General features: G+C 32.9%; 20 protein-coding genes. 3 read left to right on the top strand and 17 right to left on the bottom strand.

Annotated elements, in window-relative coordinates:
* Positions 1-161 precede the first annotated feature (161 nt).
* The 3 genes from KA883_RS12235 to KA883_RS12225 form a co-directional block, all read right to left on the bottom strand.
* The gene (locus KA883_RS12235; protein ID WP_046208434.1) at positions 162-3,332 is read right to left on the bottom strand and encodes an efflux RND transporter permease subunit; all 3,171 of its coding nucleotides are present in this window, start codon (positions 3,330-3,332) and stop codon (positions 162-164) included.
* 167 nt (positions 3,333-3,499) lie between these two features.
* Entirely contained in the window at positions 3,500-4,747 is a 1,248-nt protein-coding gene (locus tag KA883_RS12230; protein WP_046208435.1) for a lipid II:glycine glycyltransferase FemX, read from the bottom strand.
* Positions 4,748-5,113: 366 nt separating this feature from the next.
* The gene (locus tag KA883_RS12225; protein WP_046208436.1) at positions 5,114-5,875 is read right to left on the bottom strand and encodes a VOC family protein; all 762 of its coding nucleotides are present in this window, start codon (positions 5,873-5,875) and stop codon (positions 5,114-5,116) included.
* A 230-nt stretch (positions 5,876-6,105) separates the two neighbouring features.
* Here KA883_RS12225 and KA883_RS12220 point away from each other — a divergent pair, with 230 nt between their 5' ends.
* Both KA883_RS12220 and KA883_RS12215 read left to right on the top strand, forming a co-directional pair.
* Entirely contained in the window at positions 6,106-6,540 is a 435-nt protein-coding gene (locus KA883_RS12220) for a MarR family winged helix-turn-helix transcriptional regulator (protein ID WP_046208437.1), read from the top strand.
* A 1-nt stretch (position 6,541) separates the two neighbouring features.
* Positions 6,542-7,747: an MFS transporter gene (locus KA883_RS12215; protein WP_046208438.1), complete on the top strand. Its 1,206-nt coding sequence runs from the start codon at positions 6,542-6,544 to the stop codon at positions 7,745-7,747.
* 284 nt (positions 7,748-8,031) lie between these two features.
* On the opposite strand, the gene KA883_RS12210 is transcribed toward KA883_RS12215, so the two are convergent.
* The 7 genes from KA883_RS12210 to KA883_RS12180 all read right to left on the bottom strand — a co-directional run bounded on the left by KA883_RS12210 (position 8,032) and on the right by KA883_RS12180 (position 12,934).
* Positions 8,032-8,379 (bottom strand): SarA family transcriptional regulator, encoded by a 348-nt coding sequence (locus tag KA883_RS12210; RefSeq protein WP_046208439.1) that lies wholly within the window; start codon positions 8,377-8,379, stop codon positions 8,032-8,034.
* A gap of 479 nt (positions 8,380-8,858) precedes the next feature.
* Positions 8,859-9,881, bottom strand: a complete 1,023-nt coding sequence (moaA, locus tag KA883_RS12205; RefSeq protein WP_046208440.1) for a GTP 3',8-cyclase MoaA — start codon at positions 9,879-9,881, stop codon at positions 8,859-8,861.
* Positions 9,882-9,893: 12 nt separating this feature from the next.
* Complete coding sequence (gene mobA, locus KA883_RS12200) at positions 9,894-10,502, bottom strand: molybdenum cofactor guanylyltransferase MobA (RefSeq protein ID WP_046208441.1); 609 nt, start codon at positions 10,500-10,502, stop codon at positions 9,894-9,896.
* 7 nt (positions 10,503-10,509) lie between these two features.
* Positions 10,510-10,743, bottom strand: a complete 234-nt coding sequence (gene moaD / locus KA883_RS12195; protein WP_046208442.1) for a molybdopterin converting factor subunit 1 — start codon at positions 10,741-10,743, stop codon at positions 10,510-10,512.
* Positions 10,740-11,192, bottom strand: a complete 453-nt coding sequence (locus tag KA883_RS12190) for a molybdenum cofactor biosynthesis protein MoaE (protein WP_046208443.1) — start codon at positions 11,190-11,192, stop codon at positions 10,740-10,742. Before KA883_RS12190 ends, moaD begins: the two co-directional genes overlap by 4 nt.
* Positions 11,193-11,678 carry a molybdopterin-guanine dinucleotide biosynthesis protein B gene (mobB, locus tag KA883_RS12185; RefSeq protein WP_046208444.1) on the bottom strand — a complete coding sequence of 162 codons (486 nt, stop codon included), beginning with the start codon at positions 11,676-11,678 and terminating at the stop codon, positions 11,193-11,195.
* The gene (locus tag KA883_RS12180) at positions 11,675-12,934 is read right to left on the bottom strand and encodes a molybdopterin molybdotransferase MoeA (RefSeq protein ID WP_046208445.1); all 1,260 of its coding nucleotides are present in this window, start codon (positions 12,932-12,934) and stop codon (positions 11,675-11,677) included. The genes mobB and KA883_RS12180 overlap by 4 nt, the downstream gene beginning before the upstream one ends.
* A gap of 64 nt (positions 12,935-12,998) precedes the next feature.
* On the opposite strand from KA883_RS12180, the gene moaC reads away from it, so the two are divergent.
* Complete coding sequence (moaC, locus tag KA883_RS12175; protein ID WP_046208446.1) at positions 12,999-13,478, top strand: cyclic pyranopterin monophosphate synthase MoaC; 480 nt, start codon at positions 12,999-13,001, stop codon at positions 13,476-13,478.
* Positions 13,479-13,540: 62 nt separating this feature from the next.
* Here the strand turns inward: moaC and KA883_RS12170 are convergent, their stop codons facing one another.
* The 7 genes from KA883_RS12170 to galT all read right to left on the bottom strand — a co-directional run bounded on the left by KA883_RS12170 (position 13,541) and on the right by galT (position 19,901).
* A complete protein-coding gene (locus KA883_RS12170) occupies positions 13,541-14,041 on the bottom strand; it encodes a MogA/MoaB family molybdenum cofactor biosynthesis protein (RefSeq protein WP_046208447.1) in 501 nt (166 codons plus the stop codon).
* Between the two features lie 11 nt (positions 14,042-14,052).
* Positions 14,053-15,057: a ThiF family adenylyltransferase gene (locus tag KA883_RS12165; RefSeq protein ID WP_046208448.1), complete on the bottom strand. Its 1,005-nt coding sequence runs from the start codon at positions 15,055-15,057 to the stop codon at positions 14,053-14,055.
* Between the two features lie 269 nt (positions 15,058-15,326).
* A complete protein-coding gene (locus tag KA883_RS12160; protein WP_046208449.1) occupies positions 15,327-16,157 on the bottom strand; it encodes an MBL fold metallo-hydrolase in 831 nt (276 codons plus the stop codon).
* Positions 16,158-16,229: 72 nt separating this feature from the next.
* Positions 16,230-16,835: an ATP-binding cassette domain-containing protein gene (locus KA883_RS12155; RefSeq protein WP_046208450.1), complete on the bottom strand. Its 606-nt coding sequence runs from the start codon at positions 16,833-16,835 to the stop codon at positions 16,230-16,232.
* Entirely contained in the window at positions 16,835-17,506 is a 672-nt protein-coding gene (gene modB / locus KA883_RS12150) for a molybdate ABC transporter permease subunit (protein WP_046208451.1), read from the bottom strand. The genes KA883_RS12155 and modB overlap by 1 nt, the downstream gene beginning before the upstream one ends.
* 12 nt (positions 17,507-17,518) lie before the next feature.
* Positions 17,519-18,304, bottom strand: coding sequence for a molybdate ABC transporter substrate-binding protein (modA, locus tag KA883_RS12145; RefSeq protein WP_046208452.1), 786 nt, complete (start codon positions 18,302-18,304; stop codon positions 17,519-17,521).
* 103 nt (positions 18,305-18,407) lie between these two features.
* A complete protein-coding gene (gene galT / locus KA883_RS12140; RefSeq protein ID WP_046208453.1) occupies positions 18,408-19,901 on the bottom strand; it encodes a UDP-glucose--hexose-1-phosphate uridylyltransferase in 1,494 nt (497 codons plus the stop codon).

Raw genomic sequence — 19,901 nt, 5'->3', positions numbered from 1 at the left:
AATACTGTAACGTCACACATATAAATCAGCCCCGACAAGATTTCTGATTAAAAGAAACTTATCGGGGCTGATTTTATATATTCAAACATGTGCTCATATATATAAGTACGGACATACAAAATCTACAAAAAGCATGTCATCTCGTATGTCCGCATTTTATTTTACTTTCTTTTTCTCAAGATTTTTGACTTTAATGTAAATAATATTTCATATATTACTGGTACAACAATTAAAGTTAATAAGGTTGAAGAAACCAATCCACCTACTACAGTCGCTGCCATACCTTTTGAAATAATAATAGAACTGTCTTGACCAAATAACATTGGCAGCAACGCACCAATCGTTGCTAATGCTGTCATAAGTATTGGTCTGATACGCGTTCCTCCTGCTTCTAACAGTGCCGCTTGCATTGCCATACCTTGATGTTGTTTATTAATCACTCTATCAATTAACACAATTGCATTGGTTACAACAATACCAATTAGCATAAGCATACCAATCATGCTAGGTACAGATATTGTCTCGCCAGTCACCACTAATGCAACCACTACACCTATCACTGTATATGGCAATGAGAATAATATGGTGAAAGGTGCCAAGGCGCCTTTAAATGTTAACACAAGTACTAAATAAACTATAATAATTGCTGCTAACATCGCCATAGATAATTGTGTTACTGCATTTCCTATATCTTCATTTGCCCCTCCCATGTTGACGTCTACGTTATTCGGCTTATCTATTTTATTTAACTGTGACAACACTTTCTGTGAAGTCCCGCCAACATCATCATTTGTCACTTTTCCGGAAACTTTTGACGTATAGTCTCCTGCTTTAGTTTCTATTTTGTTTGGCGTCGTTGTTTTTTCTAATTTTGCGATATCACTTAATTCAATAGATTGACCAGTAGCTGTTTGTATTTTAGTATTTTTAAGTTTTTCTTCTGTCCAATCCGTTTCTTTATCTTCTTTAATTTTCACATCTATCGATTTACCATTTTCCTTTACGGTTGTGACACTTTGCTCAGGTGTATTCTGATTTAATGTCATGGCTAATTGTGATGCAGACAAACCATAATTGGAAGCTTTATTTTGATCGACTTTGATATTATATTGTTCGTATGTTTGAGATAAATCAGACTTAACATTAGCAATGCCATGAATATGTTTCATTTCTTTTTCAACTTTATTGACAGTTCCTTTGATAGCATCAACAGATGGACCAGTAACAGTGATTGCTAATTCATTATTTGTACCACCTGTACCCATATCCTGATTTGCCCAATCTCCAGGATGATGATATTTGTTGATATGTTTTAATACTTTATCTGGTTCTTCATCAAAGTTAGGTGTATCACTCTCATATTCAACCATGATAGCCATACTATTTGAACTACCTGTAGGATCCGTTGGCGTTGCTCCACCTACAGAGTACTGAACTGTTTTCACCTTATCTTTAGTGTTCAAGTATTTTTGTACTTGTTCGGCATGTGCTAATACACCTTGCTCTGTCTCACCTGGTTCAGGAGTGTAAGTTAATGCCATGAATTTATCTTCTCCAGTTGAGATAAAACTAGTCCCTAGTTTAGCGGCCCCTAAACCGATACTAGCGATTAAAATGATTGTACTTAAAATCATTACAATCCATTTGTGCGCTAATGACCAGCGGAGTATACGTTTATATCCTCTTCCTACCAGACCTAATGTTTCTTCTCTCTGTTGTTTGACACCTTTTTTGAAGAAAGTAGCACTTAAAGAAGGTACGATGGTAATCGAAACAAGTAAAGAAGCTAGTAAACTAAATGCAATCGCTAATGCAAATGGCCTAAACATCTCACCTACTGAACCATTGACAAACGCCAATGGGAGAAAAACTATAATAGTAACGATAGTCGACGACATTATCGGTTTAAATACTTCACTCGTCGCACTAATAATGAGGCTGTTACCAGTTAGTGTTTCTTTTTTATCTGATAAACGTCTATAAATATTTTCAACTACAACAATTGAATCATCGATCACTCGACCTATCGCAACTGTTAACGCACCAAGTGTCAATATATTTAACGACACATCTGTTAATTTCAATGCAACCATTGCAATTAATATAGACATCGGTATCGAAACGACTGAAATTGCTGTTGTTCTAATATTTCTTAAAAATAATAATATAACAATTATGGCAACAATCGTACCGAGTGCTGCTTTTTCAATCATTGTATACAGCGAGTCTTCTATTGGTTTCGCAGTATCCATAACTTTAGTAGCTTTGATATCTTTATTGTCTTTGGTAAATTCATCAATTTCTTTTTTCGTATCTTTTGCTACTTTAACAGTATTGGCATCTTGTGCTTTCGTCACTTGTACATTGACTGCATCTTTGCCATTTGTTTTAGAAATAGATTGTCGTTCATCACCAACTGAAATATTTGCAATGTCTTTGAGTTTAACAGAAGGCATGCTATTTTCACCGTCTTGATCATCTGAGGTAGGCATTGCTGCTGCCATGTTACCTCCTTGTGATGAACTTTGGTCACTCGTACTTTGACTTGCATTTTCATCGTTGTTACCTTGAGTGCTCATACTTGAAGCTGATAATGGAATCTCAAGGTTTTCCAATGCACTTATTGAAGTAAATTGGCCATCAACCACTACTGACTTTTCAGTTTTACCGAACTGGAATAAACCTAACGGGGTTTCACTTGTGGCACCCTTTAAGAATTGTTCCACACTATCTACAGTCAATCCTCTGTCTTGTAATTTTTCCTGATCAAATTTAATTGAAACTTCTCTAGATGTTTGTCCATTCAATTGTGCATTTTGTACACCATCGATTGTTTGAAGTTTAGGTAGTAACTGATTGTTAACTTTTTTTGTTGTATCTTTTAAATTATTATCCATTGTGGTAAAAGAATAAGCCACAATTGGAAAAGCATTCATTGAATTCCTTGTTAAGTCGGGGTCTTCCACACCATCATCAAACTTAATTTTATCAAGTTCTTTTTTTAAATCGTTTTCTGCCTTATCCATATCTGTGCCATTTTCATATTCAACAGAAACCATAGAAGCATTTTGAATAGATTGTGCATTAACATTTTTCACACTTGCCATTGACCTTATTTGGTCATCAATTTTATCACTAATTTCTTCCTTCACCGTTTCTGGTGTAGCACCAGGCATGGTTGTTTGTACTGTAATCACTGGTGGCTCAACATCAGGTAATAATTCAAGTTTCATTTTTGCACTTGAATACACACCACCTAAAATGACCAGCAATACCATAAGAAAAATTGCAAATTTATTTCCAAGTGAAAACTGTAATAGTTTTTTAATCATATCTTTTCTCCTCTCAACTAGCATTTTAATGCGATACTTCATTTAATTTCATTACGCTTAATTATATATGTATTTTCTAAATTCAAAAAAATGCACGTTATAAAGTTTAAGTTGCATATTAAAACTTTATAACGTGTCTACTTTTTACAAAATCACAAACAAAACTACTAACGTTTTAATTTACGTGAAAGTTTTATTTTAGCTTTAGTCAATTTAGGTTTAACATTTTCAATAACTTGATATAATGGTTTATTTAACACATAATCAAATTCACCTATTTTTTCACTTAAATAAGTTCCCCATACTTTCTTAAATGCCCACAATCCATAATGGTCTGATTCCTTATCGGGATCATTATCTGTGCCACCAAAATCATATGTTTTTGCACCATGTGCTCGAGCGTATTGCATCATTGCAAATTGCATGTGATGATTTGGCAAGAAGTCTCGATAATCATTTGATGACGCGCCATACAGATAATAAGATTTATTTCCAGCAAACACAAGCAATGCACCTGATAAATATAATCCTTCTGGGTGCTTAGCTTCTAAAGCTTCCATCTCATTGATAAGTTCTTGCGTTTTTTTCATTTTATTGTCAGCATCGTTTATTTTATTTAATGTCTTTTTATCTTGTTTTTTCTCAGCTAGCTTTTCTTTTTCCTTTTCTAACTGCGCTAAATCTTGGCGTAAATCCTTAAGCACGGGTTTAGGCTCTAATTTCACTAAGAATAATTCTGCATCTCCATCGGGATGTAAAGCATCATATATATTTTGGAAATAGCTAATATCTCTCGTTAAAAAGCCATCTCTTTCACCCGTAATTTTCATTAATTCGGCAAATGTTTTCAAACCTTCTCTATCAGAACGTTCTACTTTCGTACCACGTTTTAATGCCAATCTAACTTTTGAACGATTACGTCTTTCAAAACTTTGAATTAAAGCGTCATCGTTCTTATCAATCGGTGTTATCATTGTCATTCTTGGTTGGATATAATCTTTCGAAAGTCCTTCTTTAAACCCTTTATGTCTAAAACCTAATGCTCTTAGATGTGTAAGTGCATCAGCACCATTATCTACTTCAACATCAGGGTCGATTTTTATTGCATAAGCTTTTTCTTCTTTTGCTATCTGAATTGCGTATTCTAGTAATGTTTCTAATGCGAGTTTATTACTATAATCTGTTACAAAACCTCTTGAAATATAGCATAGCGTATAAGGCAATTTAGGAACCTTTTTAAATAATAACTGGGCCACTCCTAAAATCTCACCATCTTCACCTACTGCGATACGCTTTGAGTACCAGCCAGTCAATCGCTTTGTTTCTGCCCATTTTGTTAATTGTAATAGATCACCTTGCGGATGCGCTTTAACAAATGCATCATGAGCTTGATTTGTTATATTCATCTTTTCCATAAAAACTGATATCTCCTTTTACCATTACATACTTTGTTATTATACATTGCTTCACACATTCTTTCACATCATTTCCTATTATTTGCTATAATATGATACGAAATGAGGTGTTCTAGTGCGTATCATTATATTGTCATTACTCTTTTTAATCAATTTAATTTTTGTAATCCAAACATTTAGTACAACGTTTAATGTTTCATATCTAAGTTTAAGAATCATTCTCGCTGTTTTTACATTTGTAGCAACAGTGTATTTACTACTTTTATCTAATAAAAATAAATGGGGAACTTACTTAACTATTTTAACACTAATCACTTCTGTGATACACATCGTCGTTATTGCACATAGTATGTATGTTTACATTTACTAATCCGCTTCAACTTTGTACTTAAGCCCTCTAATGATTAAAGTGTACGGTGAAGTTGTATGATCGTCTTTCAAAGTAACCGCTTTATAACCTGAATACTCACCATCGTATATACGATATACAATATCATCGTTTTTCAACTTTAATGTCGTGAACGTTTCTGTATCATTCACGATTTCCATCCCAAACCACTGTTGCCATTTTTCAACCGTATGTGTTCTTTCTGTACTATTAATTTCAATTCCCTTGATACTAAAGGCATTTTGCCGTAATGATGTTAGCTTTTCTTCTCTTGTTTCAATATTTTCATTCCATTGAATAAAAAATGGCGGTTTGACTCTATAATCTGGATCAGCTATATATAACAAGCGCCATGTAGTCTTTTCTCCTTTAGTATTTTCCCTTTCCATTTCTACAGGACCTATAACATCTATATTTTGTGCTTCAAGTTTTTCTTTTAGTTTGGTAATATCTTGCGTTTGAAATGCTATTGTTTTCAGTCCTTGTTTATACTGATCTTGAACGATTTTTGAAGGAAATGAGACTCGCCCTTCTTCACTTTTGACAATTTTTTGCAATTTTTCTGGTTTATAAATATCAAGTAATTCAATGTAAGCATTATTTAAGTACGCTAAACGATTATATGTGCCTAATTTATCATGCTTACCACCTTGATATAGTGTAAATAAATGGCCTGGGAATTTGAAATTATCTAATTGTTGTACATAATGAACGATATGATCTAATTTTAAATCTTGCATACCTTGATCCCCCTACTTTTTCTTTATATTTATTCTAACAAATTGTTTGAGCGTTTACTTCTGATAACCTATGATTACGATTTAATTTACTTTTGTGAAATCATATTTATATAGTGATTAAAAATCATATTTAAAAAAATAGCTATTGATTTCCTTGGCAGAATAGACTAAAATATAACTTGTTTAAAAATTAAGTTAGCTTCGCTAACTATTTTCGGAGGTGTGCATTCATGCAAAATAAATTTATCTTTGATAATATCATTGCAATTTATAGACCATATACAAAACTATTCCAACCCATCTTTGAATCATTTGATCTCTATCCTGCACAATGGCTCGTTTTAAAAGATATCTCCTATAATGCCCCAACCACTTTAGTACAAATTTCAAAACGACGCTCTATTGAAAAACCGACCACAAGAAAAATATTAAAAGTGCTTTCTGAAAAATCTTTATTAACTGTAGAAACAGGTACCGATAAACGAGAAAAATGGCTTTCACTTTCTCAAAAAGGAGAAAATCTTTATAAAAGCATTAGTACTCGCGTAGATAAAGTGCAAGATGAAATCATTAAAAATACAGGTTTGTCAGATTCAGAACTGGAGCATATCACACAATCAATACAACTTATTCACGCGAAAATTTTAGAGAAAGAGGAGTTTTAACATGAATCAATCAGCATCGATGAAGACACCAATTTGGACAAAGAATTTTAATATTAATTTCATAACTAATTTTTTAGTCTACTTATGCATGTATTTACTTATCGTTATCATAGCAAGTTATACAAAATCTGAATATCATGCCTCAGACAGTATGGCAGGACTTGTATCCGGATTATTTATTATCGGTTCTTTAATCGGACGATTTATCACTGGAAAGTACGTTAATAAAATAGGTCCTAAACGGATTTTAATCATTGGTTTAATCTTATTAATCATCACACAATTGTTCTATTTTATAGAAGGTGCCTTAGCTATTTTAATGTTCACGAGATTAGTTAATGGTATTGCTACTGGGGTTACTACAACAGCGACAGGAACAATTGCTGCATATGCAACGCCTCAGGAGAGAAAAAGTGAAGGTATTAGTTTATTCTCTTTAAGCTTAGTTATCGGCGCTGCAATCGGTCCATTTTTTGGCCTTTTACTTATTAATACATTCCCAATTCAATTGTTATTTTTACTTTGTTTAATGTGCGGTATCATTAGTTTTATCATTTCATTTTTCGTTAAGTTAAATATCGATACAACGCGTGATATCATAAAACCTCAAACTACTGAAAGTAAAAAATTTAATATTAATAACTACATCGCCAAAGAAGCATTACCTGTGGCAATCATTATGCTCCTTGCCGGGTTATCTTATTCGTCTATTCTGACATTTTTACAATTTTTTGCACAAGAAATTAATTTAGTTACAATATCTAGTTATTTCTTTATTTTTTATGCTATTGCATCACTCATTACAAGACCAATCGCTGGTAGAATGATGGATCTCAAAAATGAAAACGTCATCGCTTATCCTGCTTTCATCTTTTTAATACTTACCTTTTTAACGTTAAGTATTACAAATAATAGTTGGTTATTAATTCTTGCGGGATTACTCCTTGGTGCTGGTTACGGAAATATTTCTTCTTGTATGCAAGCAATTGCAATCAAAGTATCTCCACCGGCAAAATATGGAATAGCTACCTCAACTTACTTCATTGGTTTAGACTTAGGACTAGGCTTTGGTCCATATATATTAGGATTTGTAACCTCTGCAGTTTCATTCGCTCAATTATACGCTATTATGGGTGTACTGGTTTTAATTACTGGAGTTATTTATTACTTTGTTCATGGTAGAAAAGTAAAACACATGAACATCTAATCTTTTCATTAAACAATAAACTATATATCCCGAAAAAGATTGGTTTTAGCTGTCAACAAAAGTATTGTTGGCAGTTTTTTTACATACTTTATGGATGAAGCGTCAATTCGTCTACATTTTACAATATTTAAAATTGAAATTTGTTTATTTATATTATAATTATTACTGAATTAGGTTTATTCTATATTTCAAATATATAAAAAAACCAAATGCTATTTTAGCACTTGGCTTATTTCAAATTTATATTGTTGTTATTGATCATCATCTGATTGTAACCTTAATGATTAAGCAACTTTTATGTTTTCGATTTCTGTTATAATATCATCTATTACTTTTAACTGATCATCTGTGTAATAATAGAACACTTGTCTTTCATCTGTTTCTGATCGAACTTTTGAAATCAATTCTTTTTTGTAAATCTTTCTTATAATAACATCTATTTTACTAGTGTCCCATAACATTTCAAAATGTAAGGTATCTCTTAATTCTTTTCCGCTAATTTTATTAGCTTCATAAACCTTAAACAAAACTACAAACTCTTCGATAGATAAACGGTGAGCTGACTTCAACCAATGTTTCAACTGACTTAAAGCCCTCTCAGACGTAATATAAAATGATGCTTTACTTTCCATAAATTTGGCCTCCTCATGATTTACTTTCATTGTTAGTATTGGCTTTATATAATGAATAAGCTTTTAAAATATTATATAACACTTTCTTCATTAAATCTATTATTTTAAAAGAAACAGATAAATAAATTTTACTATTGTAAAGTTTTTATATAGCTACAATTGATTATGGTAATCTTTTTCTATTGTTCATTATCTTTAATCGTTAAAAAATTACTTATGTATAATACATTTTCATATAAAAATATCTTTCCTCATTTTTGAAATCATTTCACATAAGATATGAGTTCAAATTATAAAAAAAATGAGTAGGAGATAATTCAATTGAAATTTGAATTATCTCCTACTCTTAATATATTTTAGAATAACTTCATAAATGAATATAATTTTCGTATTATTAGTTATTTGAACTTCTTAAAAATTTAATAGCTATGAATGTTGTGATAAAAGTGCAATCTCCATAAACGATTGTATTTGATAAGTCAGCCACCAATATAGTTCATATTGATTTTTTTACGTTTTCTATTAGCTACTGTTTGTGCAGTACGTTCATCTGAATATCTATCATCTCTAATATTCCATAAAGCTTTAAATTGTTCAAACAGAGCTTCATCTGACACGCCTGATCGCATAAATGACTTTACATTAAATCCATCTACCGTACTAAATAGACAACCATAAAACTTACCATCTGATGATAATCTTGCACGTGTACATGTTGAACAGAATGATTCAGATACACTTGTGATAAGACCAAACTTAGCACCATTATCTTTATGTCGATAATATTTAGCTACTTCACCAAAATATTTAGGTTTTACAGGTTCTATATCAAATGATGACTCAACCATTTTTAACATTTCATCTTTTGTTACTACTTTACTGAAGTCCCAACCATTATCATTGCCTACATCCATAAATTCAATAAAGCGTATTTCAATATCTTTATCTTTGAAATATTGAATCATAGGTAAAATTTGATCATCGTTCACACCTTTTTGAACAACTACATTTACTTTGACATGAAAACCAATTGAGACCGCATAATCTATTTGCTGTAAAATTGTGGAAGCTTTGATATTCCGGTTGTTTATAGCTTGGAACACTTTGTCATCAATCGCATCTAAACTTACATTAATACGTCTTAAACCAGCATCATATAATCTTTGACCATGTTTTTTTAATAATAAACCGTTGGTAGTTAAACCAATATCCTCTATACCATCAAGTTGATTCAACTCGTATATTAATTTATATAAATCTCTTCGGAGTAGAGGCTCTCCACCGGTAATACGTATTTTTTTGACTCCTAATCGCGTATAAACTTTAGCAATACGGACCATTTCATCAAAAGTAAGTAATTCATCTTTGGGTAGGAAAACAAAGTCATCACCAAATATTTCTTTTGGCATACAATAGTCACAACGAAAATTGCAACGATCTGTAACTGACAATCTTAAATCTCGAATTGGACGCCCAAGTTTATCAGTTATTTGCTCTACCATCTGATCAGCCCCCTATCTATTCTTAATGTCGTGATGTAAATCTATTAAGTCTTGTTGATAGTTAATATTTTTGTACCAATAATCAGATGAACCAATTTCGTGCACATCTAACCAATCACTTTTGACTTTTGAATAGACATTCTTAAGGCTGTAATCACCTGATTCCAATGCTGCCTCTATAAAAGAAAGCGTATGTGGACTATAAAAAGCCATCGTTGGAATGGGCATGCCATCTTCTTGGAAACCGGCGATATCTAGTTGATCTTCTATTAAATGTTCAACCATAAATTGATACAATTTACTTATTGCTTTTTGTGTAATCATCGGTGTATCTACAGAAATCACAAAGAAAAGCGTTTCGTCAGTATGTTGTTTCATGACAGAGTAAATTCCAGCCAGCGGGCCTTTACCTTTGTTTTTAGCATGATCGATAACAATATTATCATAATCAAATTCATGTGCTAATATTTCATTTGTGCTAATAATTATTTCATTGAACATATTTGTAGCTTCTAAAACTTCAATGATACGTTTATAAAACATTTGTGAATGAATCTTTGCAAATGCTTTTGGTTTTCCAAATCTTTCTGATTGTCCACCAGCAAGTATGATTGCTTTCATATTTCCATTACCCTCCACTAACTGGTGGTATCAACGCTACAGTATCATTAGGTTTTACGATATCATCACCTTTGACAAATTCTTCATTAATCGCAATTTGAAACTTTTTGCTATTAATACTAGGATAACGCTCAAACAAATCTGATACAAATTCATCGACGGTAATATCATAACTTAAGTCAATATCTTCTGAACTTTTATCCAATACTTCTTTTATTTCCGCAAAGTATAAAACTTTCATAATTTTTTCCCTCCAACTGCATCCTCATGGTTACCATGTTGATGACCTTGCCATTCAGCACCATCTTCCCAAATTTCTTTTTTCCAAATGGGCACTACCTCTTTAATACGCTCAATTGCATATTCATTAGCACGATAAGCATCTTTTCTATGTGGCGATGATACACTTATCAATACCGCTATATCAGAAATAGCTAACGGTCCAATTCTATGGACAATGGCCGTTTTTGTCCCTGGCCATTTGTTTGAAATCTCATCACCTATTTGTGCCAACTTTTTCTCTGCCATAGGTATATACGCTTCATACTCTAAATACTCTGTTTTAACTCCTTTTGTCCACTCACGTACATGACCAGTGAAAACAACAACAGCACCTTGATGTTCATTGAGCACATATTGGCGATATTGTTCGGTTTCTATTGTCTTATTTGTAATTTCAAATTGTTTCATTTAATCCATTCCCTTTTCGTTAACGAAAGATAATAACCATTGCTCAAATTTTTGAAATGCTAATGGTTGCCCAATGTTAATATAATACTGAATATTTGTTAATTTATTTAACTTTTGGTAATCAGCATCATCACGATATATAAGCACTTTATCATAATTTGCCTCTTTAAAACCTTCTACTAAAATGATGTCACTGTCTATTGTAACAGATTTATCAATGATTTCATCCAACCTTTGTTTTTCAGTTCGTGTAACTGTTTGTTGCAGATGATGTCCTTGAACAATACTTTGATCTGCACCTGCATTAAAATGTTTCATGTGATCAACAGTATTTGCCTGCAGTTCAATATCTGCCAAGTTTAAGTCATGTTGACCGTGGTGTTTAACCGTTGCTACACAAAAGCCATGTGATTTTAAAAATTTCACTGCGTGCGTCATCAAAGTGGTTTTCCCCGAGTTTTTATAACCTACGATTTGTAATATCATAGCGTCGTATCCATTTCATATGCTTGTGATTCAGTTAAAATGACATCAACTGTGTGGCCTTTTTGATATCCTCTTGTACCACTAGGTAACACAATCATTGCATTACTATGCGCAATCGCTACTACTGCACCGGACTTATTAAATCCTGATGGCACAACCGTCATCTCTTTACCATTAAAAGTCACTGTTGCTCGAATAAATCTAGTAAATGGATTTGGCTTTTTAAAATCTTCCATGAGTGTGGCCTGCACAATTTGTGGATATATCGCTTTAGCGCCCATCATATGCTGTATTGCAGGTTTGACATAGAGTTCAAACCCGGTGAAACAAGCAGAGGGGTTACCTGATAATCCAAATAAATATTTGTTATTTGCAATAGCTACCGTAGTGACACTTCCTGGACGCATGGCGATTTTATTAAACAAGACTTTAGCGTTGACCGCTTCATAAATTTGAGGCAAATAATCGAAATCGCCTACTGACACACCTCCAGTTGTAATGACAATATCATGCTCAACCATTGCTTCACGCATCACTTGAATACTACTATTTAAATCATCTTGTTGAATTTTATATGCATTGACATCTAACTGATGCTTTTTTGCTAATGCAGTTATCATAGGACCATTTGAATTACGAATTTTTCCCGGTTCTAAATCGTCGCTAACATCCAACAATTCACTTCCTGTAGCAATCACAGCCACGCTAGGTTTTTCAAAAACTGGAACTTCTGTATAGCCATATGTTGCCAAAACAGCGATTGCACCTGGATTAACACATTGTCCTTTTTCTAATACAATATCGTCAACTTTGGTTTCTTCACCCTTTAACGAAACATTCTCATTTTCGCTAAAAGTTTTTCTTATCGTAAAATCATGTTCACCTTCGACAGTTTGTTCAAGCATAACTACAGCATCGGCGCCTTCAGGTATTTGTGCACCTGTCATAATTCTTACAGCTTCAAATGCTCCAACTTTTTTAGTTGAAACTGATCCCGCTCCAATGTGGTCAATGACTTTAAATTTAATGCGATTGTCACCGCTCGCCTCTTTTGTATCAATACTTCTTAATGCAAAACCATCATATGGTGATTTATCAAACCTTGGTATCTCATGAGTTGCTACAATGTCTTCAGCTAAAATATAGTTTAAACTTTCTGCTAAAGGTAAAGTGATTCTATTTGTAAAAATATTTTGCTTTACCACACGTTGAATTGCTTCATTCACTGGAATCGGATTTCTTTTCTCTACAGGCATCGTAAATCTACTCCTTATAATTAATAATTTCATGATATACTAGAACACGATTAGGAGGGATACTTTGACTGAATTCACCCATATAAACAAACAAGGAAATGCGAAAATGGTAGACGTCTCTGACAAAAACACAACAAAACGCTCAGCTACTGCGCATTCTAGTATTACGGTAAATCCAGCGATTTATAAACAAATCGTTGATCATACTAACCAAAAAGGGAATGTGCTTAATACTGCTCAAATTGCTGGTATTATGGCTGCAAAAAACACATCTGATATTATACCAATGTGTCATCCATTACCTTTAACTGGTATAGATATTACATTTGATTGGCAAGAAAAAACACAAGCATACACTTTAAATATACAGGCAACGGTCTCTACAACTGGAAAAACTGGTGTGGAGATGGAAGCGCTCACTGCCGCTTCAGCTGTAGCACTTACTGTTTATGATATGACAAAAGCGTTAGATAAAGGCATGGTCATTGGAGAAACTTATCTACTCTCTAAAACAGGCGGTAAATCTGGTGACTATCAAAGATAGTTGTCATAAATATTAATATGTAAGAAATAGAGTCCAACAAACTTAAAATGTTGGGCTCTAATTTATTTTGTAATCTCTTGCACTAAATGATTCAATTCTGGTTTAATGAGCTTATTTAATGCTAATTTAACTGCACCAGTAGAGCCTGGTATACTGAAAATCAATTTATTATTTACCGTGCCAGCAATTGCTCGAGATAACAACGCACGAGTCCCAACATCTTCTGTATAACTTAGATATCTAAATAATTCTCCGAATCCTTCAATTTCCTTCGTAATCAAACTGGAAACAGCTTCTATCGTTACATCTCTTTGTGCTATACCAGTACCTCCTGTGGTGATAATGACATCAATATCCTCTGCTAGCCAATGCTTTAATTGCTCAGTAATTACAGTTTGTTCATCTTTAACAATTTTATAATGTGATTCTGTAATCATAACGTTTAATGTTGAAAGTAACTCTTTAACTAATTTACCACCTTTATCGGTTTCATAATCTCTTGTATCAGAAACAGTTAATACTGCACATCTAATATTTCTATCAAGCTTTACATTTGTATGCATATTAAACCTCCTTAGCCGAATAATTGGTTGATCAACGTTATCGCTTGTTGTGGATGAGTCATACCATGAATTAATAATCTCCCGCCTTTAAAGCTAACAATTCTATGTTTTTTGTATTCAAAATGTAACATGTAAGGATTACGTTGATATGGTATTTCTTGTTGTTGTAAAAATGCTTCTAACATTTCCTGGGAAATTTCTGGGTTTTCATATTGAACAGTATCTCTGCCACATAAACTTGCAAATTGTCTTTGTGTTGTATTGAGATAAGGATATGTCGGTTGTGTACCACAAGTTGTACAAGCACTATCATGCAGTTTACTAAAGCCAAATGTAAAGTGTGTACCTTCCCAAATATCACCGTAAGTAACTTTAGTCGCTATTGTTGCGCCAGTTAATATTTTTAATGCATCTCTTAATTGTAAACTGGTCGTCATAGTGACTGCTGGCTGAATAACACCTACTGTATCACAAGTCATATTAATTGCAGGTAACTGTGGAACTAAACAGTTAAAACATGGTGTTTGTTTAGGTATAAATGTTGCTTCCACATAAGTACTCTGTACGACGCCACCGTAAATCCATGGTATGGTATTTTTATAAGCAAAATCATTAATCAATTGTCTTGTTTCAAAATTATCTGTAGCATCTAGTATAAGTTCAACATCTTGCGCATATGTTTCTAGGAATAATCGATCAACATGTGCAATGTGTATGTGCAAGTTCAGATTTTGACGTATTGCCATTAGATTTCGTTCTGCTGCGATTACTTTAGGTAACTTATCTACTGCATCCCTTTCTGTATACATCGTCTGGCGCTGCAAGTTACTAAATTCAATATAATCTCTATCGACAATCGTCAACTCACCTACACCAGCTCTCACAAGTCCTTCCGCAAGGTGTGTTCCTAAAGCACCCATACCTATAATTAGCACATGTGCATTCATAATTTTCTCTTGCCCAGATGTGCCTATATGCTTAAATAGCATTTGCCTTGAATAACGTTCTTCATTCACTATGAAATCCCTCACTTTGCGTCATTATTTTCATTATAAATCTTGGCGATCTATGTAACAACGGTTTGAATTCATTAATCAAAAATCATGTACACCACTTTTATTCATATTACCCAAAAGGCAAAATAAAAGAGTAGGTACAAAATCAAAACTAGATATTGATTTCATAGTCCTACTCCTTATCGCAAAACAGTTTCAAAAGATATAATGATACATTTATGGCGATTGCTGATACTTTGATTTTTGGTATTAAAATCACTAATCATTATTTAAATTTGAATTTTCAATCCATCAAATGCAATGGTTGATTTTAAGCCATCTTCTTCTAATCGCTCTTCTAATTGTTTAATTTGTGCCTTCGTTAAACTTTCAGTAGCTTCAATATGAGTAAAATATGTATGCTTAGCATTAATAGTTTTAGCAATAGTCACACATTCATCGAATGTAACCTCTCCTAAAGCATTTAACATACCTTCTGGATGAATACGTTCATTAGTTATAGGATTAACTTCATTGCTACCAAAAGGTAAAATAGCAACATCAACATTTTTCAACTTCTCCGTTGGTCGAAAGCCTTTAATTTCATCTGGAATAATAAGTATACGTTTGGTATTTGTAGTTAAATAAAAACCAAACGCGAATTGCTCTGCTAATTGAATCCACTCTACCGTTGTGTCTTCAAAACTAATTTCTGCATCATTGTCAACAATTACTAGGTTAATTACGCCTAATGATTCTAAATATTGAACATATTCCCAACGCGCAAAATATGCTTTAAAATCTTCCACTTCTTGAGTTGTAATATAAACCGTTGTCGTTTTGGACTTAGGTACTTTGTGAATAAAATCAAAATTGAGTGTTTCCCATATCCTCATCCCCATCGTGTGATCTGGATGCCAATGAGAATAAATGCCATATTTTATATCATAAATTTTTGATTGTCTTAGTTGTTGAAATATATCTTCCGAAGTGTCGATTAGTAATTGTAAATCATGAATGAAGATACCAGGCCCTGTTCGTTTTTGTGCATCTTTATGCTGTGAAACTGATTGATAAAGTGTTGGTACACCCCCAGAAGTTCCCAAACATTCGATTATCATTGGATCACCCCCTACTTATTTATAAATGTGATCATAATTCTTACGCAACCTCTCATAAATTATAGTTGCATATCATCCGATATTAATAATTTCATGTGCCAGTACTTCTGCTTCATATTGAGAATGAGTAACAAAAATAATAGGTATATTCCATAATTTAAAGATTCGTTTTACTAACAAAATACTTTCTGCTTTTGTTGTATCATCTAAACTAGAAAACGGCTCATCTAGTAACATCAAGTCTGGTTTAGTACTTAATGTTCTAGCTAATGCAACACGTTGGGATTCACCACCAGATAAACGTATTGGAAATTTATCCTTTAAGTGAACAATGTTTAATTGATTCATCAAATTGTCTATATGCTGTGAATACTGTGTCATAAAAGTGATGTTTTGAAACACAGTCATATTTGGAAATAATTGATAATCTTGAAATAAATAACCGATATTGCGTTTTTGAATTTTTACATCAACATTTGAAGTAGTATCTGTCAATATATGGTCGTTAATCTGTATATACGCTTGATCTGGTTGCTGTAGACCAGCAAGCATATTTAAAATTGTTGTTTTACCTATACCTGAAGGTCCTTTAATGGCATAAATTTTAGGTGTAGTATCATCTATTTTTACATGTAATTGTGTACTATTTAAAAGATGATTCAAAGATATATTAAGCATTAACGAACCTCCCGATAACCATCTTTATTCAATAGATTGATTGTACCAATTACAGTGATAGCAAATGCAACTAATACAATCACCCATAACCATGCTTGATTCTCTTTTCCCTGCTCTACTAAAAAATATATTTCTAAAGGTAACGTGTTAGTTTTATTAGGAATATAACCTGCTACCATTAACGTAGCACCAAATTCTCCAATTGCCCGTGCAAAACTCATCATTACACCAGCAAGTATTGAGCGCTTAGATAACGGTAAAACTAATTTCATAAAAATTTTATTTTCACTTGCACCCATCGTTCTTGCAGTATTCAACATTTTAGGATCTATACTCCTAAATCCTTGTACAGTATGCTGATACATCAGCGGAAAGCTGACAATGATGGAGGCTATTATGGCACCAGTTAAAGTAAATACAACTGGCAAATGTAATACATCGCTAAAAAATCTTCCAACCACACTATGTGGTGAAAATACAATCAGTAAAATAAAACCCATCACTGTCGGTGGTAACACAATTGGTAAGACAATGAAACTTTCTAAAAGTCTCGTTATAAAGCCACGACGCTTATACAACCATCTTGATATAAAAACACCTAGTATCGTAACGATAATCGTACTGATAATTGCAACCCTTAATGATATCCAAAACGGCGTGACATCTGGCATTTCTGCTACCCCCTATACTTTAAATTTATATTTTTTTAAAATTTCTTGCGCTTCATCTGTTTTTAAAAATTCAATCCACGCTGTTGCTAATTTTTTATCTGAAACTGTCGCTGACTTATATGTGATTGGCTGTTTTAATTTAGCGGTTTGAATTTCTTTTACGTTACTATCACCATTTTTTTGACTTTGATATAAATCTGTTTTATAAACATAACCTAATTGAGCATTGCCTTTTTCAACATAATTTAATACTTGTCGCACGTCTTTTGCAAAAACTAAATGTGGTTTAACATCATCATATAATTGATGATCTTTTAAGTATTGCTCAGCATATTTCCCTGCAGGCACAGATTTAGTCTCGCCGATAGCCAATTTTTCACCTTGTTTTAAATCAGACACATTCTTATATGTACTATTATCTTCACCTATAAGCACTAAGTCATTTTGTGCGTATTCATATTTATTTTGAGCTTGCTTACCTAAAGCATCTACATCTTTTGTATTTGCAGACATAAATACATCTACAGGTGCGCCTTTTTCTATTTGTTGTCTCAATGCGCCTGACCCACCATAATTAAAGGTGATTTTAGCATTTTTATGTTTTTTGTTAAATGCTCGTTCTAAATCTTTAGTGACATCTGTTAAACTTGCTGCAGCTGAAATATGTATTTCTTTCTTATGATCATCCTGAGTGCTAGCATCTTTTTCACTCTGCTTCTTATCGCTATTAGAGCATCCAGTTATTAATATACATGCCATAATCGTTGCAATCATTAAAAATTTCCAAGTGTTTTTCATTTGATTGTCTCCTTTTTCATATAATTATATGCCTATTTATTTCAAAAAAAAAGAGCGTATACAAAAGTAAAAGGTACTTCGTATAGCTCAATTTTCAAAATATTTATTGTAACGATGCTATAAATGTTTTAAATGCACTTTGGCCTTGTGATGTGTTTTTAAATACACCTGCGTCTTCAAGTACACGTTTGAATTTGAAACCAAGTTCTTTTTCAATAATTTCATTTACGTTTTTCTCATGAATATCATATCGTTGTGTCATGTCTTCTGCCCATGGTTGATGTATGCTTGGCACTTGTTGTTGTTCACCTAATAAAAATGCTTTAACCTGTTGTAATTCTTGTTTTAATCTACCAGGCAAAATGGCAGTCCCCATTACTTCTATTAATCCAATGTTTTCTTTCTTGATATGTTGAACGTCTTGATGGGGATGAAATATACCATCTGGATATTGTTCCGATGTTTGATTGTCTCTTAAAACAATATCAAGTTCATATTGTTGTTCCCTATAACGGGCAATCGGCGTTACAGTATGATGACGCTCACCATTTTTACTGTATGCTCTTATATCTACAGTTTCATCTGAATAACTATTCCATGCTTTTCTAATAAATTCTGCCGCTGCCACCAAATCATTTTTATCTTCACTTTTCAAACGAATAACACTCATAGGCCAATACAATGTAGAAGCCGTTACTGTTGAAAATTGTTTTAAGTTAAAATTGTTCATTTCCTTAGCATTATCCATCGGAAATGTGTGTCTACCCGATTGATAATGATTGTGTGTCAATATTGAACCGCCAACAAGCGGAATATCTGCATTTGAACCAATAAAATAATGCGGAAATTTATCTACAAAATCCAACAGTTGTACAAATGTTTGCTTATCTATCTTCATAGGAACATGTGATTGAGATAACACAATACTATGTTCTTTGAAATAGGCATATGGAGAATATTGAAATCCCCATTGTTCTTGTCCTAAGTTCAATCTGATGATACGGTGATTTGTTCTCGCTGCTTGTATTACAGACCCTTTAAAACCTTCATTTTCCATGCATAGTGCACATTTAGGATAATCTGTTGCAGGCGCTTCTTTCGCTTTGGCAATTTGTTTAGCATCTTTTTCTGGTTTGGATAAATTGATTGTTATTTCCATATCACCATACTCACTTGCTGTGTTGAAATTTATATTATGCGCAATTGCATCTTCTTTCACATAATGATTGCGTTTGGTTATGTTATAAAAATAGTCTGTCGCTTTCTTTGGACTCTGTTGATATAATTCATAAAACTTATAGTTCAGTACAGATGGTCGTGGTGTGATTAAATCTAATATTTGTGCTTCAATGATTTCTTTGCTATATAAAGCGTCATCTATACATTTCGCATTGATTGCTTCTTGAATCCAATATTGCGTTATCTCAAGCGCTGTAGTCTCAGAATTAAATTTGGAAGATGTTGTGTCCTCTATGCCTGAAGCATTTAAAATACTCAGCAATCTATTTTGAATATAAATGGCATCTTCCACTTCATAATCTCCATGTGCTATAGCGTGAGATACAAATAGTTGAACAGCGTAGTGATTCAATAACAT

Source organism: Staphylococcus sp. GDY8P54P (assembly GCF_017892645.1).
GTDB classification, from domain to species: Bacteria; Bacillota; Bacilli; order Staphylococcales; family Staphylococcaceae; genus Staphylococcus; species Staphylococcus ureilyticus.
Note: the sequence above shows the minus strand (reverse complement) of the source record. Positions and strands in the feature narration are given on the sequence as shown.

What these genes read in the sequence shown, in the direction of transcription:
- galT (WP_046208453.1), bottom strand. Translation starts at nt 19,901, where the DNA reads ATGTTATTGAATCACTACGCTGTTCAACTATTTGTATCTCACGCTATA.
- KA883_RS12180 (WP_046208445.1), bottom strand. Translation starts at nt 12,934, where the DNA reads ATGCCTGTAGAGAAAAGAAATCCGATTCCAGTGAATGAAGCAATTCAA.
- KA883_RS12220 (WP_046208437.1), top strand. Translation starts at nt 6,106, where the DNA reads ATGCAAAATAAATTTATCTTTGATAATATCATTGCAATTTATAGACCA.
- KA883_RS12155 (WP_046208450.1), bottom strand. Translation starts at nt 16,835, where the DNA reads ATGCTTAATATATCTTTGAATCATCTTTTAAATAGTACACAATTACAT.
- KA883_RS12230 (WP_046208435.1), bottom strand. Translation starts at nt 4,747, where the DNA reads ATGGAAAAGATGAATATAACAAATCAAGCTCATGATGCATTTGTTAAA.
- mobB (WP_046208444.1), bottom strand. Translation starts at nt 11,678, where the DNA reads ATGATATTACAAATCGTAGGTTATAAAAACTCGGGGAAAACCACTTTG.
- KA883_RS12170 (WP_046208447.1), bottom strand. Translation starts at nt 14,041, where the DNA reads ATGCATACAAATGTAAAGCTTGATAGAAATATTAGATGTGCAGTATTA.
- KA883_RS12160 (WP_046208449.1), bottom strand. Translation starts at nt 16,157, where the DNA reads ATGATAATCGAATGTTTGGGAACTTCTGGGGGTGTACCAACACTTTAT.
- modA (WP_046208452.1), bottom strand. Translation starts at nt 18,304, where the DNA reads ATGAAAAACACTTGGAAATTTTTAATGATTGCAACGATTATGGCATGT.
- KA883_RS12225 (WP_046208436.1), bottom strand. Translation starts at nt 5,875, where the DNA reads ATGCAAGATTTAAAATTAGATCATATCGTTCATTATGTACAACAATTA.
- moaA (WP_046208440.1), bottom strand. Translation starts at nt 9,881, where the DNA reads ATGGTAGAGCAAATAACTGATAAACTTGGGCGTCCAATTCGAGATTTA.
- modB (WP_046208451.1), bottom strand. Translation starts at nt 17,506, where the DNA reads ATGCCAGATGTCACGCCGTTTTGGATATCATTAAGGGTTGCAATTATC.
- KA883_RS12215 (WP_046208438.1), top strand. Translation starts at nt 6,542, where the DNA reads ATGAATCAATCAGCATCGATGAAGACACCAATTTGGACAAAGAATTTT.
- KA883_RS12210 (WP_046208439.1), bottom strand. Translation starts at nt 8,379, where the DNA reads ATGGAAAGTAAAGCATCATTTTATATTACGTCTGAGAGGGCTTTAAGT.
- KA883_RS12190 (WP_046208443.1), bottom strand. Translation starts at nt 11,192, where the DNA reads ATGAAACAATTTGAAATTACAAATAAGACAATAGAAACCGAACAATAT.
- mobA (WP_046208441.1), bottom strand. Translation starts at nt 10,502, where the DNA reads ATGAAAGCAATCATACTTGCTGGTGGACAATCAGAAAGATTTGGAAAA.
- moaD (WP_046208442.1), bottom strand. Translation starts at nt 10,743, where the DNA reads ATGAAAGTTTTATACTTTGCGGAAATAAAAGAAGTATTGGATAAAAGT.
- KA883_RS12235 (WP_046208434.1), bottom strand. Translation starts at nt 3,332, where the DNA reads ATGATTAAAAAACTATTACAGTTTTCACTTGGAAATAAATTTGCAATT.